13 protein-coding genes are annotated in these 16,599 nt (G+C 40.8%); 7 read left to right on the top strand and 6 right to left on the bottom strand.

Features of this window, described 5'->3' with window-relative positions; genetic code table 11:
- Positions 1-208 precede the first annotated feature (208 nt).
- The gene (locus AOG26_RS00495) at positions 209-1,747 is read left to right on the top strand and encodes a glutamate synthase-related protein (protein WP_054560744.1); all 1,539 of its coding nucleotides are present in this window, start codon (positions 209-211) and stop codon (positions 1,745-1,747) included.
- A gap of 396 nt (positions 1,748-2,143) precedes the next feature.
- Here the strand turns inward: AOG26_RS00495 and AOG26_RS00490 are convergent, their stop codons facing one another.
- Together AOG26_RS00490 and AOG26_RS00485 are read right to left on the bottom strand one after the other, a co-directional pair.
- Positions 2,144-2,452: a hypothetical protein gene (locus AOG26_RS00490; RefSeq protein WP_054560743.1), complete on the bottom strand. Its 309-nt coding sequence runs from the start codon at positions 2,450-2,452 to the stop codon at positions 2,144-2,146.
- Positions 2,453-2,495: 43 nt separating this feature from the next.
- Positions 2,496-3,443, bottom strand: a complete 948-nt coding sequence (locus AOG26_RS00485; protein ID WP_054560742.1) for a GlxA family transcriptional regulator — start codon at positions 3,441-3,443, stop codon at positions 2,496-2,498.
- 119 nt (positions 3,444-3,562) lie between these two features.
- On the opposite strand from AOG26_RS00485, the gene AOG26_RS00480 reads away from it, so the two are divergent.
- On the top strand, positions 3,563-4,099 hold the full coding sequence (locus AOG26_RS00480; RefSeq protein ID WP_054560741.1) for a cysteine hydrolase family protein: 537 nt from the start codon (positions 3,563-3,565) through the stop codon (positions 4,097-4,099).
- Here the strand turns inward: AOG26_RS00480 and AOG26_RS00475 are convergent.
- The gene (locus tag AOG26_RS00475; protein ID WP_054560740.1) at positions 4,080-4,979 is read right to left on the bottom strand and encodes a LysR family transcriptional regulator; all 900 of its coding nucleotides are present in this window, start codon (positions 4,977-4,979) and stop codon (positions 4,080-4,082) included. The two genes, AOG26_RS00480 and AOG26_RS00475, sit on opposite strands and share 20 nt — an antisense overlap.
- A gap of 106 nt (positions 4,980-5,085) precedes the next feature.
- On the opposite strand from AOG26_RS00475, the gene AOG26_RS00470 reads away from it, so the two are divergent.
- Positions 5,086-5,919 carry a type 1 glutamine amidotransferase domain-containing protein gene (locus AOG26_RS00470; protein ID WP_054560739.1) on the top strand — a complete coding sequence of 278 codons (834 nt, stop codon included), beginning with the start codon at positions 5,086-5,088 and terminating at the stop codon, positions 5,917-5,919.
- Between the two features lie 43 nt (positions 5,920-5,962).
- Entirely contained in the window at positions 5,963-7,117 is a 1,155-nt protein-coding gene (locus AOG26_RS00465) for an iron-containing alcohol dehydrogenase (RefSeq protein WP_054560738.1), read from the top strand.
- 179 nt (positions 7,118-7,296) lie between these two features.
- Here AOG26_RS00465 and AOG26_RS00460 read toward each other — a convergent pair whose 3' ends face one another.
- Positions 7,297-7,770 (bottom strand): YqhA family protein, encoded by a 474-nt coding sequence (locus AOG26_RS00460; RefSeq protein ID WP_054560737.1) that lies wholly within the window; start codon positions 7,768-7,770, stop codon positions 7,297-7,299.
- Between the two features lie 346 nt (positions 7,771-8,116).
- Between AOG26_RS00460 and AOG26_RS00455 the strand changes: the two genes are divergently transcribed.
- Positions 8,117-8,683, top strand: coding sequence for a hypothetical protein (locus AOG26_RS00455; RefSeq protein WP_160316760.1), 567 nt, complete (start codon positions 8,117-8,119; stop codon positions 8,681-8,683).
- A 69-nt stretch (positions 8,684-8,752) separates the two neighbouring features.
- On the opposite strand, the gene AOG26_RS00450 is transcribed toward AOG26_RS00455, so the two are convergent.
- A complete protein-coding gene (locus AOG26_RS00450) occupies positions 8,753-9,421 on the bottom strand; it encodes a DUF1826 domain-containing protein (protein WP_054560735.1) in 669 nt (222 codons plus the stop codon).
- A complete protein-coding gene (gene zigA, locus AOG26_RS00445) occupies positions 9,421-10,617 on the bottom strand; it encodes a zinc metallochaperone GTPase ZigA (protein ID WP_054560734.1) in 1,197 nt (398 codons plus the stop codon). The genes AOG26_RS00450 and zigA overlap by 1 nt, the downstream gene beginning before the upstream one ends.
- 171 nt (positions 10,618-10,788) lie before the next feature.
- Here zigA and AOG26_RS00440 point away from each other — a divergent pair, with 171 nt between their 5' ends.
- The gene (locus tag AOG26_RS00440) at positions 10,789-11,787 is read left to right on the top strand and encodes a Kelch repeat-containing protein (RefSeq protein ID WP_054560733.1); all 999 of its coding nucleotides are present in this window, start codon (positions 10,789-10,791) and stop codon (positions 11,785-11,787) included.
- A 365-nt stretch (positions 11,788-12,152) separates the two neighbouring features.
- On the top strand, positions 12,153-16,346 hold the full coding sequence (locus tag AOG26_RS00435; protein WP_054560732.1) for a PKD domain-containing protein: 4,194 nt from the start codon (positions 12,153-12,155) through the stop codon (positions 16,344-16,346).
- Positions 16,347-16,599 lie beyond the last annotated feature (253 nt).

The raw sequence follows: 16,599 nt of genomic DNA, 5'->3' as shown, positions 1-16,599 counted from the left end.
AAAATACGAAATGGCTGATATCTTGGCTGCTTGTTGCGGTTATATAGTCGATTAGTGATAGCTAAGTGAACTTCTAGGCGCTTAAAAGCTCGTTATTTAACTGAGCTGAACTACCCTTTGTAAAGCAAGTAAGCCTTGAATTAATACTTACCTCAATCGCAGTACCTTGAACATAGCAATGTAATGTAGCAACCGTGAGGGAACAATAATGAGCAAACCCATAATTGCAGCCGTTTCGCCGAAAAAAGTCACCTTAGAGCAGGGGCAAGAATACTATTTTTGTGCCTGTGGGCGTTCTAAAAACCAGCCATTTTGTGATGGCTCACATGCCGGAACCGATTTCAAACCCAAAGCATTTACAGCAGAAGAGTCGGGCGATGCCTATTTATGCCAATGTAAGCACACTGCCAATGCGCCGTTTTGTGATGGCAGTCACAAACAATTTGATAAAAGCCAAGTTGGTCAAGAAGGGCCAGGCGTGCAAATTCAAGCCTCTGATTTGCCAGTTGCTACAGCAACCAAAGAGGAACCCACCGTTGAGCTTATCCATCAATTAGCACGTGAAGGATTATCTAAGCTTGGGCACCATGGCCCTATGGTGTCGATGGGCGTGCCACGATATCAATTACCTAAATGGGATGATTTACAGCTAATGGTGGCGCAAATGGCAACGCAACCTTTAATGGAAGATGTTGCTGTTAATACTGAGCTTGTGATTGGCCCGCGAGCGAAAAAGCCATTAAAGCTGGCTATTCCATTATTTGTTTCTGATATGAGTTTTGGGGCTTTATCTGAAGAAGCTAAAGTATCTTTAGCGAAAGGAGCAGAACTTGCTGGCACAGGTATTTGTTCGGGTGAAGGCGGTATGCTTCCTGAAGAGCAGCAAGCCAATTCACGGTACTTTTATGAGTTAGCAAGTGCAGGCTTTGGTTATAGCGAAGATAAATTAAAGAACGTTCAGGCCTTTCACTTTAAAGGTGGACAAGGCGCAAAAACGGGTACTGGTGGGCATTTGCCGGGCAATAAGAATGTTGGCAAAATCTCTGAGGTTAGAGGAATTGAAACGGGTACTTCGGCGATTTCACCACCAACATTTAAAGACTTACACAGTGCGGCCGATTTCAAAAAGTTTGCTGATAGAGTACGCGAGGTAACGGGCGGTATTCCAATCGGTTTTAAACTGAGTGCTAATCATATTGAGGAAGATATTCAATTTGCGCTCGATGCGAGTGCCGATTACATCATTCTTGATGGTCGTGGAGGCGGTACAGGCGCAGCCCCTGAGATTTTTAGGGATCATATTAGCGTACCGACTATTCCTGCACTTGCCAGGGCAAGAAAGTACTTAGATGAACAAGGTGCAAGTGATGTTACTTTGATCATCACTGGCGGCTTACGCTTGCCAATTGATTTTGTAAAAGCACTTGCGCTTGGTGCTGATGGGGTGGCGATTTCAAATAGTGCAATGCAAGCAATCGGCTGTGTTGCTGCGCGTATGTGTAACACCAATAACTGCCCTGCAGGGATTGCCACACAAAAGCAAGATTTACGTCAGCGCCTAAATATTGAAAAGTCGGCAAATCAATTAAAGAACTTTTTTGAAGCTTCAACTGAGTTAATGTCGGTAATGGCAAGAGCATGTGGTCATGACTCTTTAGCTAAGTTTAATGCTAATGATCTAGCAACATGGCACAAAGATATGGCGTTGTTATCTGGCGTTAAGTACGCAGGTGTTGGAATAAGTTAGCTAGTTTCTAGAGGAAAGTTAGCGAGTTAGAAAGAGTAAAGGGGAAAGGTACGAGTTCCGAGGGACGAGATGCGAGTTGTAGGAGGCGTTTTAGCGCAGAATTGGTAGCAGCGGGTTTACCCCGCGTTATCAAATAAAAATACTCAAGTTAGTGAGTTGCTAGGGGAAAGAGTAAAGGGGAAAGATACGAGTTTCGAGGGACGAGATGCGAGTTGTAGGAGGCGTTTTAACGCTGAACAAAGATGGAGCTATTAGATATCAGTCGTTAGAAGTCAGATTAAAAACTCAACGAGTTAGCGAGTTACTTGACACTAGTGGTAGGTACTCTAGTGTTTTTAACTTGCTAACTTGCTAACTTGCTAACTTGCTAACTTGCTAACTCACAACTCATTCCATTTAATCGTCTGGGCCTTTTAGGGTAAACACTAAATGCCTGCGCATGTCTTTTAAAATCACGCCTTTTTTCAGCATTGCGCCACTTAGGCGTTTTTGCCATTTTAATAGCTCTGGGGTCGCTGCATCGAGTGTTTGCTGGTTTTCAAATTGAAAACATAAAAGCAATGAGCCTGGGAATAAGTGGTATTCCACATCAAACCAGCATTGCAACATGCCTTCAAGTTCTGCACGACCTTGCTCTTCAAGGGCGTCGGCAACATTTAATACAAGGGCTTGCTGTTTTAATTGTACTTTAGAAAGCTTTTTCATTTAAAAACCAAAATCGAGTCGAAAAACTAATTATACCTAAGCTTCATGCTTGGCGGAATGCATTACGCCAGTCTCGCGGTGATAAACCAAACTGAGAGCGAAAATGATGACGTAAAGTAACAGATGAGCCAAAGCCGCATTGCTCGGCTAAATGTTCTAGTGGTAAATCAGTTGACTCAAGAAGTCGCTGTGCGTGGTTTAAACGTTGATTTAACAGCCACTGCCCAACGCTCTGACCTGTAAGCGATTGAAAGTGGCGGGTAAAGGTGCGCCGGCTCATATGCATTTGCTCTGCGAGTGTATCAATCGTATGGTTGCTGGCTAAGTTTTCTTGCATCTGTTCAAGTAAGCTTGCTAAACGCTCATCAGCAACACTTTCAGGGACGGGGAGGGCAATAAATTGTGTCTGCCCACCAGTGCGATACGGAGCCGTTACCATCATTCTGGCAATAGCATTAGTTTGCTCGCTTCCTAAAAATTTGCGAACCAAATATAAGCAGCAATCAATAGCTGCTGCTGTTCCTGCCGATGTATAGAGCTGGTCATGTTCAAGGTAAAGTACTTGATTGTTAAGTTTCACTTTTGCAAAGCGAGCTTTAAAGTCATCGCTGTATGCCCAGTGGGTGGTTGCTTCAATATTATCTAAAAGCCCAATGTGTGCTAACGCATAAGCTCCTAAACAGAGCCCTACAATAATAGCGCCACGGCTATGAGCGTTTAGCAAACTGGTTGCTAATTCTTTAGAGGGGGCTGTTTCAGGGGATGGCCAAGACGGAATAATTATAATATCTGCCTGATCAAATTTTGTTATTGAGTGGTGCGCTTGAATATCAAACCCCGCACTTGAGGGCATTACCTGTTCACATTCGCTGCACACTGTTAAATTAAATTCTTTGATACCTGCCGAGCGAGCGCCCTCACCAAACACCATACATGGTACTGCAAGATGAAATGGACTGATATTAGGAAATGCGAATACTGCAACATTCATGGTAAAGCCTTATTAAATACTTTGGCCCAATATTATCGATAAATGGTATTTGGGTCACTGTTTGATACGTTAAAAATTCAGCAAACTAGGGTTCAATAAAATGAAAAAGGGCTCATACAATGACAAACACAGCATTACTAATTATCGACTTACAGAATGATTATTTTGAAGATGGTGCATTTCCTTTATGGCAGGCTAAACAAGTAAAAGATCAGCTAGTAGATGTGATCAAACAAGCAACAGAACGCGGAGTTTTACCTATTCATATTCAGCATGTTGCTGATCCTTCTCAGGGGTTAGCGCCATTTTTTAATGAAGGTACAGAAGGTGTTGATATTCATCCTGATATTTTAAAAGCAGCACCAGAAGCCCCTGTGGTTGTAAAACACTATGCAGACAGCTTTCATCAGACCAATTTAGAAGATGTATTAAAGCAACATGGTATTAAAAAACTTTTGATCGCAGGCATGATGACGCAAAACTGTGTGACTCATACTGCTATCTCAGAGCAAGCTAAAGAGTACGATGTGGCAGTTATAACGGATGTGAGCACCACAGTATCTGAAATGCTACATTTAATCGCACTAAATGCGCTTGCCCCACGAGTAAAACTGTTAGACGCAAAGCAAGCCTTGCTTAGTTTGCAAAGTAGTTAATATTTGCAAAGGCCGAAATAACATCTTTGGCAAATGCAATACGGGGGTGCTTTAATGCCCCTTTGTTCCAAACTAAGTAAATTATGTTTTCTGGGCCTTCGGGCCCTAGTTGCACAAGCTCTCCGGCTTTTATCTGATCGCGACATAGGTAATCGGGTAATACAGAATAGCCAATGCCTGAGCGAATAATATTGCTAATAGCACGTATGTCCGGGCAAATAGCAATGACATTTGAGTGGCATTTTGCGTTGAATACAGCTTCAAAGTATTGTCTTATCAAAGGCAGCTCTTCATCATAAGCAACGACATTGTAGCTTGAGAGTAAATCTGCGGTAATGGCGCTGTCTTTGATTTCTCGGCCATGTAAACGGTTCATCACCAAAATGAGCTTTTCTTTGTCGAGCACAAGGCTATCAAATAGTGCTGGATCAGGCGCTGATGCGGCAATAGCAATATCTGCAGTACCTGATTGCAAGGCATCAAAAATTCTCACTTTATTACCAATATGCAGAACAAGATTTACATTGCCAGATTGCAGTAAGTTGGCAATTTGTGGCCCCGATACACTACTAATATATTCGGCAGGTCCTGCAATATTAACAGTGCCATGTGCGGCATCAGAACGTGCCCGTATCGACATGATCTTTTGCTCTAATATATCGATATGACCAGAAACCTGTAGCGCTAGATCATGTGCTGCTGCAGTGGGGGTAACGCCACGGGCTTTGCGCTCAAATAAAGATTTACCAACTACAGCTTCCATTGATTGAATGTGTGAGGTCACCGAAGGCTGAGATAAGCCTAAATTAGCCGCTGCCTTCGTAATATTTTTACAACGATAAACTTCAACAAAGGTTTTTAATTGCGTGAGATAAGACATGTAACTGTACGAGCCATAAATATTCTGATTGCTCCTCTTAATTTATCCGAATTCTACTCGCCCCGCAAACCAACTATGATGGCTGTACTTTCTTGAAGGATGAGTTATGAAAAAGATATTACAGCGACTAACGCTTGTTGCTGCATCAACTACGTCGATGTTTGCAGTGGCGGGTGAAGGCGAAGTATTGGTTATTTTATCAAGTGAAACAACCATGGACTTAGCTGACGGCCAGAGCATCGAAACAGGCTACTACCTAAATGAGTTTGGTGTGCCTGCGAAAGCATTAGTCGATGCGGGTTATGAGCTTGTACTTGCAACACCCAAAGGTAATGCGCCTCAAGTAGATAAAAAATCAGTGAGTACCGACTACTTTGATGGTAATGAAGCTAAAATGCAGAGCATTCAGCGTTTTGTAGCATCACTACCAGATATCAAAGATACCGCAAGTTTAAGCGAAATTTTAGCGGGTGACTTAAGCCAATATGAGGCTGTGTTTATCCCAGGCGGCCATGCGCCTTTAATTGATTTAGCAAACAACCCAGAAGTGGGTGAAATTTTGCGTCACTTTAATAAGCAAGGTAAACCAACAGCGGCAATTTGCCATGGCCCAATTACGTTGTTGTCGGCACAAGTTCAGCCAAATTCTTATTATCAAGCGATAAAAGATGGCGAAAAGGCATCGGCCAATAACTGGATTTATGATGGCTATAAAATGACTATTTTTTCAGACCCTGAAGAGCGTGTTTTTGAAAGCAGTTTAGAAGGTAAAAAGCTTAAGTTTTATCCCGCTATGGCAATGGAAAACGCCGGTGGAAATATGGCATTCGCTAGTGAGTGGCAGCCAAACGTGGTTGTTGACCGCGAACTCATTACGGGGCAAAACCCGTTTTCAGATAAATTATTAGCAGAAAAGCTTTTAGAAATGTTAGCTAAGTAAATTAGCTAATTAGCAATTTAAACCTAATTTAAGGGGCATTTAAATGTTGAACTTTATTTATAAAAATCAAACCGAAATTTTGTTTGGTAAAGGTCAAATGAGTGAGATCACGTCACGTTTACCAGAAAACGCTAAAGTACTATTACTTTTTGGTGGTGGCTCAATAAAGAAAAATGGCGTATACGACCAAGCAATGAGTGCATTAGCCGATGTTGACGTGATTGAGTTTGGTGGTGTTGAACCTAACCCAACATACGAAACGCTGATGCAAGCTGTGGCAACTGCTAAAGAGCAGAATGTTAACTTTATTCTAGCTGTTGGCGGTGGCAGCGTTATTGATGGCGCTAAGTTTGTTGCAGCAGCTTATAACTTTGCAGGTGAGCCGTGGGATATCCTTGTTAAAGGTGCTGAGTTTAGTAACCCGCTTCCTATTGGTGCAGTTTTAACTTTACCTGCAACTGGCTCTGAGAGTAACGGTAACTCAGTGGTTACTAAAAAAGAGACGTCGCAAAAACGTGCTTTTTCATCACCGAGTGTGCAACCTGTTTTTGCAGTACTTGATCCTGAATATACTTTTTCGTTACCAGAGCGCCAAGTAAGTAATGGTGTTGTAGATGCGTTTGTACACGTTATTGAGCAGTACTTAACTTACCCAGTAAACGCGCCATTACAAGACCGCTTTGCAGAAGGTATTTTACAAACCTTGATCAGCGAAGGACCTAAAGCACTAAATGAACCGCAAAACTATGATGTAAGAGCCAATGTTATGTGGTCGGCTACAATGGCACTGAATGGCTTGATTGGTCAGGGTGTACCGCAAGATTGGTCTACGCATATGATTGGTCATGAATTAACAGCCCTTTATAACCTTGATCACGCACAAACACTAGCGATTGTTTTACCTGCGCTAATGCATGTTCAAAAAGAGCAGAAGTCTATTAAAATACAACAGCTTGGTGAACGAGTGTTTGGTTTTAATTATAACGATGAAGCTGAGCAAATTGATAAAACGATTAAAGCAGTGCAAGACTTCTTCGAAGCAATGGCTGTGAAAACGCGCCTTGCTGATTATGACCTTGATGAACAAGCAATCGATGCGGTTGTTAAAAACTTAGAAAAGAATGAGTTAACTACGCTAGGTGAACACGGTGATATTGATTTAGCGAAAGTTAAGCAAATATTAGCGCTTGCACTTTAGGGCTTAGATTTAAAGGCGTAACATGAAGTGTTACGCCTTTTTAGTGCTTGAAAATCGATTTGCTAGAACTGGCTAAAGATAGCCAAAAGAGCGGTTTACTTGAGCGGTTTAATGCCGCGATGAAAGAGCAATATCAACTACGTTACCCCAATAAATAAACTAATGAAGGTGAGTGTTCACTATTTCATTGAGCGCCATGCAAAGGTCGAAGCTGCAACAACAATCGCAATAGAAATACCAAGGTAGAGAGTTTCTATTGTGCCGCCAAACTCAACGGCGTGTTCTAAAAACAGAATCACCAAAATCACAGATGTTACCTGCACTAAGGTAATTTTTAAGTCATGAAAATCTTCGATATGAAAGGCGGCCAAAAACTGGCTACTCTTTGTGGTTGCAGGCGAAATGAATAGCCGGTACAGGCTGATGGTAATAACTTGAAGAGTAATGCCAATCAGTAATAAGTCGAGAATTTTTAAAAGCTCGACTATCATCTCTTTCCCTCCCTTAGCAGAGTCAGGCAATGATATAAGAGTCGTTTTAACAACATTAAAAACGATGTTCACACAGGTTATATAAACAAGTAATGACGAAATTGCTGTAGTGATAATCGCGATGATGACTAAAAACCGGCTATTTTGAAAAAGGCGCTCCATATCAGCTCACATATATAAATTTCTCTGTTATACGAAGCTTAGCTGGTTTTTGATTAAATACAGCACGTTCATTAGCTAAGGGGGCTTAACTTATTAGTTCTTTAAGTATTTACGTGCGAGCTCTGGTTGTGTATAAGTTTAAGGAACAAAAAGGTTGCTTCTATTAAGCATTAATACAAAAGGGATTTTTATGGGCTCGATGGCTAAGCACTCACTCGAACTGGATTTAAACGATAAAAAATGGTTTCGATATGCTGCCTTTAAAGGAAAATCGTCACTAACTGAAGAGTCAATAACAGAACTAGAATCTCTCCCAGGCTTAGCGACGTTATCTGGGTGGGCCGAAGTGTTTTTTGCGCTTATGGTATGCGCAATTTCGCTATCTAGTTTTTATTTAGTAGATGCTTTTAACCCATGGCTGGCTTTTTTAGTTTGTCTTACAAGTTTTTTGGTCGTGTTTATTACCAAGCGCATCATGACTTACAAGAAGTATGGCTTTGGTTCTAAATGGGCAATGAGCATAAGCAAGGATGAGCTCAAAATTGATAAATTGACTTTTAAAGAGCACCAAAATCACACTCTCACCATTGCTAAAAACGAAATCGCAGAGGTTTTGTTTCACTACACGATGGATCTAAAACGCAAACGAAAGTTTGGCGAACCACGAATTAGATTACCCACTTTGCATGTGTGTGAAATTCACTTAAAAAATGGCGATACCTATGAAATTGACGGGATGCGGGTAGGACTTTTTAACGTGTTATATGTAATGGTTTTTCATGGCTACCCATTAAGCTTTAAAGGCACTTTTGCTGGTGGCGCAAGGAATGCCTTAATTCTGTTACTAAGGATGTTTGCCCTATCGGCAATTGCAAGTGCGCTCAGTATGCTTTTCATTAATTTAAAGCCATGAGCAGTTGTAGCGTGTTCTTAAATGAAATAGCGCCTATTAGAATTAATAGACGCAGTTGGTACGTTCGTATTAAGCAATAAAGTCGAGGGTTACAAGTAGCCGTTTTTCGCCAGCAGCGAGTGCTGGTGAGCGGTGCACAAGGCCTTTGCCTTCGTTATCTTGCCAAGTTTCGCCTTTTAATAGGGCTACATCACCCACATTAAGAGAGTGAATTTTAGTATTTGCTGTCATTAATCCTGACTCTTCATCACTTAATCCTTGGTGACCTGCGCCAAGTTTAGTGCGATCAAGTCCTGCGTTTTGCAACCACTGTGAGCCACTACCACAATATGTACTGACTAACCGACAAGGGACTCTGTCAACATGAAAGCGTGGGCACATGGCTCGTTCAAGTACTCTTAGGCGTAATCCGGTACGTTTTAATTCGATCAAATAACAAAACATATCAACGAGCTGAGCGAGATCGGCTTTAAGCTCTTCTGCTTGAGGTAGTTTTTCAAGGGCCTTATTTATGTCAGCCACAATGGTATTTTGATTGATCACAGCGTTAATACTCAGATCTGGGTTGGCTGTAATACTCTCAGCTACTTCTGCTTGCAGCTGTTCAGTTAAGTTACGCTGCCAAATTGCAATGTTATGCTCAGGTTTATATATTTGTGAAAACACCACAGGGCTTAGTGCTGTTGCTGCCGCGGATGGTAGGTTATCAGTGTCATGTTCTAATGCGTAAGCTGTCATTATGCTTCCTCCCAGACAGGAAATGGATCGGGCAGGGTTTGCCAAAGCGCTTTGCCTGCTAATAGTTCATCGTCGCTAAGTAAGCATTTATCGAGAGCTTGAATGATAGCTGCTTGATTGAGGTTTTGACCAATAAAAACCAGCTCTTGGCGCATATCACCAAAGGGTTCTTGCCATACTTGGTTAATTGAATCTAAGTAGTCGCTATCAGTTGGCCATTGATCTTGCGGTAAGGCTTTCCAAAATATCCCGCCAAAACCATAGCGGGCTATGCCGCCAGCTTGATTCCATTGGCAAGCAAATTGTGGTCGAGAGGCTAACCAAAAGTAGCCCTTGGAGCGAAGCAATTTGCCTTCGCGTTGATTGTTATGAATAAAGTTATAAAATTTTTCAGGATGAAAAGGGCGGCGGGCCTCATAAGTAAAGCTGCTAATACCGTATTCTTCGGTTTCTGGGGTATGCTCGCCGCGTAGCTCTTTTAGCCAGCCAGGTGCTTGCTGAGCTTTTTCAAAGTTAAACAGGCCCGTGCCGAGAACTTTATTGATATCAATTTGGCCATTTTCAATGGCAATAAGCTCTGCAGAGGTATTTAATGAGCTTAAAATGGCTTTTAAACTCTCAAGCTCATCGGCGCTAATTAAGTCTGTTTTACTAATTAAAATGACATCAGCAAACTCAACTTGATCAATGAGTAGGTCGGCCACGCTTCGCTCATCTTCATCACCTAAGTGTTCGTTGGTTTCTTGTAAAAATTTGGCTTCGTTAAAGTCGTTTAAAAAGTTAACGGCATCAACGACCGTGACCATGGTATCAAGTCTTGCAACATCAGAAAGTGACACGCCATCTTCATCGGCAAAGGTAAATGTTTCGGCAACCGGAAGGGGCTCAGAAATACCCGTTGACTCAATAACCAAATAATCAAATTGGCCCGTTTGCGCTAAAGCGCGTACTTCAATGAGTAAGTCTTCACGCAGTGTGCAGCAGATGCAACCATTGCTCATTTCTACTAGTTTTTCTTCGCCGCGGCTCAGCGAAACATCGTTTTTAACTGTTGCTGCATCGATGTTTATTTCGCTCATATCATTGACGATTACAGCCACTTTTTTGTCTTCACGGTTATTTAAAATATGGCTGAGCACAGTGGTTTTACCTGCACCTAAAAAGCCAGAGAGCACGGTGACGGGAAGTTTGCTCATGGTAGTGACCCTTAATTAGATTAAACAAAATTCTCAAATGTTTTGTTATAATATATCAATTCAATGTCATTTAGGAATAGTAATCGTTGTTCGAGTAAGACTATTTGGCAGTGTACTAATCGGTACAACTAGTTTAACTTTTTGCTAAATAACTGCTCATTAAGGATTTATATGCGCTTAGCCAAACTGTTGTTAGCATTTTCTATTACTTGTTTACCTTATACGTTATCGGCAAAAGAGCCGTTAGCACCAAAGCTCCCAGAGGCTATACAAGAAATTTACCCTACAGTAATGAACCAACATATTTGGGTTGCAGGGGGGATCTCTACCGAGCTGCCAGCATCAACGGGTAATATGACTGCAAAAGTCCATTATTGGTCACCCGAGTATGCAAGTTGGAAATCAGCTCCTAGTTTGCCTGAAGGGCGTCATCACACGTATTTAATTGCAGTAGAAAACAGATTATTTGCCTTTGGTGGTTTTGTTAATACACAAGGCCAGTGGACCAATAGCCGTGATGTGTTAATGCTAGATAAGGGCGCTAAAGCATGGCAAAAGGTGGCGAGTTTGCCTTTTGCGTTAAGTGAGACTGTGGGCGCAGTGCTTAATGGTAAAGTACATTTAGCTGGTGGCCGTAGCCCAAATAGTGAGAAAAATGGGCAATGGCAACATAGTTTAGATGTGAGTGCGCATTTAATTTTTGATCCTAAAAGCTTCACCTTCAAAGAAGCCGCGCCCTTACCTTCGGCTAGAAATAGTGCGGCGAGTGCACAAGTAAACGGCCGTTGGTTTGTGTTAGGTGGCAGAACAGTTGGCGGCGAGCCTATCACTGACATGCTCGAATACTTACCCGAAACAAACACCTGGCAAGCACATGCAGCACTCCCTAAAGCACGAGCAGGGCATGCGGCGGCAGTTATTGATAATGCTATCACTGTGTTTGGCGGTGAACATAGCCAAGGAGTTGACCGTGAGGTTTTTAGTTATGATTTAACCAAGCAGCAATGGCGCAAAACTTTCGAATGGCAAACACCTCGCCACGGTTTAGGGGCGGTTACATTAAACGGCCAAATTTGGCTATTGGGTGGTGCCACAAAGGTAGGGCTTTCTGAAACGAGCCGTGAAGTTAATAATGCACAAGTGACGATAAGCAATACCAATCCGCAATAATACTTAATCATTTTGAGGGATTAAACCTGTCGCTATCTGCGTTAAAAATTTCTGACTTACGACTGCATGGGTGCAGAAGGTAGAGCAATGCAGGTGCAATTGCCGAGAACAACTAAATAACGAAATTTTTGCCTTGCTATCAACGAGGTTTTATTGCCTCAAAATAGATCACTTAATTAAGCAGGTTGGTATAATCTGAAATAGTTTTTCAGAACACCTCACCATTCAATGGAACAAAATTAACAGTAAGACTTAGGTGCGAAAAATGAAATTTTACTGTTAACAAATGTTAAATTGCTATCGTTTTATTAGGAACAAATGTATACTAATTGGCCGATAATAATTATATAAAGTGGAATAGTTTTATGAATGGAACTCGTTCAAAAATACTCTTTTCGTTGATCTTCCCTGTTGCTTTGCTTACCGGATGTGGTGGTGGCGGTGGTGGAGGAGACTCTAAATCAGAACAACCTACAACTGATAACCCAACAACAACGCCAGATCCAGTCTTAATGACAGGCGTTTTTTTAGATTCGGCTGTTGCAGGCCTGAACTATACAACAAGTTCAGGTGAATCTGGCGTTACTAATAGCGCTGGTGAATATCAATACAAAGAAAACGATAATGTCACATTTTCGCTTGCTAGTATTGAGTTTCCTACAATTCCCGCTGCAGCCGTAGTCACACCTCTTGATATTTTAGACAGCCGAAACTTATATAGCCCGATAGTGCTTAATACGATTCGATTGTTGCAATCTTTAGATGAAGATAAAGACCCATCAAATTCAATAACCCTTGATAGTGACCTTGTTCAACAGTTAGAAAGCGCAGGTATTTCAAATGCTGATCTAGCGTTGCCGGCTGAGGAATTTGCTCAATTATTAATACAAAAAGGCCTTTTTTCATCTATTGCTGATACTGATTTTGTAACGCAAGAATTTGCGATTTCTCACTTTTCGAGCACTTTATCTACATCTAAAGTTATCGATTCAGATGGAGATGGCATCAGCAATGCTGCCGATACAGATGATGATAATGATGGTGTTTCTGATAGGGATGATTTATTTCCATGGGATAACAGCGAGAGTGCTGATTTTGATTTAGATGGTATCGGCGATAATGCTGATGCTGATGATGACAACGATGGTATAGATGATATTAATGATGCGACGTTGAGTATGAGCCATGCCCTCGATTCATCGATCAAACATATTACTCACATGGTCTATCATAAAGTTACAAATAGAGTATTCATTACCGACCAGATCAATAAATCTTTATATATTGTTAGTCCTGATACAGGAAAGGTTATTCAGACACTGCAATATGAAAAAATGCCAAGAAGAATGGCTATTGCAAATAATACCCTTTATGTGTCGCTACTTGATCGAGACTTTGAATATTACTCAGAAGTTGACGGTAGTGGTGAAATTGTTGTTTATAATTTATCGCGAAATAAAGTCCAGCAACAAAAACGTTTTAGCGTTGCCGTAGATCCATTTGATATTGTCGCGACAAACACAGGAAAAGTGATTGTTTCATCGGGATCTAGTCAATGGACCTCAATTCTTTCATACAGTGCAGAAACAGGATATCAAACGGGGAATGAGTGGATCAGACACCAGTCTTACCTCAGCTTAGATCCTTCGCAAAATTATGTTTTTGCTGCTGATACAGATATATCGCCAGCAGATTTTGAAAAGTTTGATATTTCCGGTGAAGGTATCATTTCACGCGGTGACTCTCCATATCATGGTGATTATAGTATTGGGGGGCGTATTTGGGTTTCAGAAGACTTCGTGTTTTCTCGTTGGGGCAATATATTTAAAGTCTCTGATATGACTCACGTTTCGCAAGTATTAGGGATGTTTACTATTGATGATATTCAGTTTGATGAGAAGAACAAGGTTGCTTTTGCAAGTTCAAATGGAAATATATATTTAATAAACCTCCAGTCATTAGAAGTTTTCAGAGCGATTACTCAACCTGGAGATGTTCAGCAGGTGTTTCTTGCTGAGCAATTCACATACTCAGTGACCGAAAATGATAATACTCTTTATGTGATTAAAACACCTTATCAATGCGCTGATTGTATCGGCAATACAGCTCCTGTAGCTCAGTTTACTTATACGCCAGATACTGGTTTAACAACTGATATGTATGAATTTGATGCTTCGAGTAGCTATGATACACAGAGCTCTGAACTGCAATATCGCTGGGACTTTGATGATGATGGTCAATGGGATACTGATTTTACGACGAGCTCAGATACAAGTAAAAAGTTCATAACTGCAGGTACTCATTTCGTAACTCTACAGGTAATGGATACGGTTGGTGCTGTAGACAGCGTTACAGTTGAAATTAATGTTTCACAAGGGGAAGATTCGGGCAGTGACGTAACTGATGGCTCTGCATACGAATTACAATTTAATGTAACAGCAAAAATTACCGATGTACCTCGACAAAAGCTTTACGTAACAGATAAATCAGCTAAGCGATTATATGTTGTAGACATAGCTGATGGCGAAACTAAAAAGTACTTCGAATTTGAGTTTATGCCGGAGCGAATGACATTATCACCTGATGGTAAGCTACTTTATGTTGCTCTTCTTACTCAAGAGCACAGTTCATATTGGTGGAGTGAAGAACAAAATGGCTACATTGCGGTCTTTGATTTAGAAAAGCAAAGCCAAGTCAATTTATTTGAAATACAAACTGACCCGTATGATCTAGTCATAAATGATCAGAACAAACTTATCGTATCTTCAGGTTCTGGACAATGGACGAACATTTATGCGTTTGACGCTGAGAATGGTGACTTTCTTGGTAGCTCTTCGATTTATCAGGGGGCACGTTTAACTCTACACCCATCGGGGAATTATGTCTTTGCTGCAGATACTAACTTAACTCCATCTGATTTTGAAAAGTTTGATATTAGTGGAGCTGGTATTACCTCTGTTGGGGACTCTCCATATCATGGTGATTTCACAATAGGAGGTCGTGTTTGGATAACGCCTGATGGTAACTATCTAATTAGTCGTGGTGGTCATGTATTCCGTACCGACAATATGACTTACGTTCAAACGCTAGAAGGTTTTGAAGAAGGGGATGAGCTGATTACAGCATTGAATTTTGACTCTCAACAAAATCTAGCTTTTATTGTTACTGATAAAGGTGAAGTGCCTTATTTTAATCTGTCTACATGGTTTAAAGCTGGCAGTATTGAAGTAGAAAATGCATTCGATGTGATTGTTAATGATAACCAAGTAATAGTGTTGAGTGCAGAGTCGGCAGTAACAACTATGGTTGTGGTTGAACATCCTTGTAGCATATGTGGTACTAACATGGCGCCAGTTGCTGATTTTACTTATACACCAGAAAATGGCACAACGAGTGATAACTATGAATTTAATGCTGCAGTAAGTACTGATGCAGAAGATGGTGCAAACTTGCAATATCGCTGGGATCTTGATGGCGATAACCTATGGGATACTGACTTTAGCTCTGATCCCCTCATCAGCAAAAAGTATATTCTTTCTGGTAGCAAAAATATTACTCTGCAAGTAAAAGACTCTGCAGGTGCTTCCAATATTAAAATGATTACAATTGAGGTAGCTCAAGGCACAGACTATGGAACACAAGTGACCGATAGCACGGCCTTTGAATTGCAATTTAGAGTGACAGATACAGCTGTTGATTCGGTGAGGCAAAAGTTATATGTCACAGATAAACAAGCTAAGCGACTTTATTTAGTTGACTTATTAACAGGTGAAACCGAGAAGTATTTTGAGTTTGATTTCATGCCTGAAAATATGACGGTCTCTCAAGATAGCTCGCGACTTTATGTATCTTTGCTTAAACAAGAGCATAGTATGTATTGGTATACAGAAGATCAAAGTGGTTACATTGCTGTTTTTGACTTGGCTGAACAAGCGAAAATAAACGTGTATTCAGTGCCAACGGACCCATTTGATCTTGTTATTAATCAACAAAACAAACTCATTGTCTCATCAGGATCAGGGCAACATACTAGAATATACGCACTTAACGGGCTTAACGGTAATGTGTTCAGCTACACAGATATTTACCAAAAAGGGGTTTTAGATTTACACCCAACGGGTAATACTGTTTTCGCTGCCGATACTGGATCATACCCATCAGATTTTGAAAAGTTTGACATTAGTAGTGATGATATAGAAGCATTGGGAGACAGCCCTTATCATGGTGACTATGAAATAAATGGCCGTGTTTGGGTTACACCTAATGGTGAGTTCGTGATAAGTCGCGGCGGTGATGTGTTTTACAGTAGCGACATGACCCACGGTATGGCTATTGCAGGGTTAGATTCTGATATTATTGAAGTTGTTTTCGATGAAACACAAAACCTTGCGCTGGTTTTAACTGACTCAAAAGTCATTCGTCTAAACCTTTCTAATTTTGTTGAGCAAGACAGTATCTCTTCTCAGTCTAGCGGACATTTACTTGATGCTAATAATCAGTTTTATGGTTTAAAAAGAGATGGCATCATCACTCGTTTAATTAAACATAGTTTTGATTAAATAAGATTTACTTAGTAATAAGCCGCTACATTTGTAGCGGCTTTTTTTATAACCCAAAAAAAGCATCCAGAAGGAGGCTTTGGTTTAGGTTAATCATCTACAACATAATTATTTAGAACTTCAGCTATAAACTAAAGCGTATTGGCGACTTTTAAGACGAATTTAAATCAATATTCTATATAAAGCGCTAACATATTGTTTGTCAACGAATCAGAAAATTCACATAGTAAAAGTTTTTTTACTTTTTAAATTT

It is taken from the genome of Pseudoalteromonas sp. UCD-33C (assembly GCF_001306895.1).
Lineage (GTDB): Bacteria > Pseudomonadota > Gammaproteobacteria > Enterobacterales > Alteromonadaceae > Pseudoalteromonas.
The sequence above is the reverse complement of the archived record's forward strand: the minus strand, read 5'-3'. Positions and strand labels throughout refer to the sequence as shown.

Bases quoted from the DNA above. Each gene is read 5' to 3' on its own strand.
- AOG26_RS00495 (WP_054560744.1), top strand. From the start codon at position 209: ATGAGCAAACCCATAATTGCAGCCGTTTCGCCGAAAAAAGTCACCTTA.
- AOG26_RS00490 (WP_054560743.1), bottom strand. From the start codon at position 2,452: ATGAAAAAGCTTTCTAAAGTACAATTAAAACAGCAAGCCCTTGTATTA.
- AOG26_RS00485 (WP_054560742.1), bottom strand. From the start codon at position 3,443: ATGAATGTTGCAGTATTCGCATTTCCTAATATCAGTCCATTTCATCTT.
- AOG26_RS00480 (WP_054560741.1), top strand. From the start codon at position 3,563: ATGACAAACACAGCATTACTAATTATCGACTTACAGAATGATTATTTT.
- AOG26_RS00475 (WP_054560740.1), bottom strand. From the start codon at position 4,979: ATGTCTTATCTCACGCAATTAAAAACCTTTGTTGAAGTTTATCGTTGT.
- AOG26_RS00470 (WP_054560739.1), top strand. From the start codon at position 5,086: ATGAAAAAGATATTACAGCGACTAACGCTTGTTGCTGCATCAACTACG.
- AOG26_RS00465 (WP_054560738.1), top strand. From the start codon at position 5,963: ATGTTGAACTTTATTTATAAAAATCAAACCGAAATTTTGTTTGGTAAA.
- AOG26_RS00460 (WP_054560737.1), bottom strand. From the start codon at position 7,770: ATGGAGCGCCTTTTTCAAAATAGCCGGTTTTTAGTCATCATCGCGATT.
- AOG26_RS00450 (WP_054560735.1), bottom strand. From the start codon at position 9,421: ATGACAGCTTACGCATTAGAACATGACACTGATAACCTACCATCCGCG.
- zigA (WP_054560734.1), bottom strand. From the start codon at position 10,617: ATGAGCAAACTTCCCGTCACCGTGCTCTCTGGCTTTTTAGGTGCAGGT.
- AOG26_RS00440 (WP_054560733.1), top strand. From the start codon at position 10,789: ATGCGCTTAGCCAAACTGTTGTTAGCATTTTCTATTACTTGTTTACCT.
- AOG26_RS00435 (WP_054560732.1), top strand. From the start codon at position 12,153: ATGAATGGAACTCGTTCAAAAATACTCTTTTCGTTGATCTTCCCTGTT.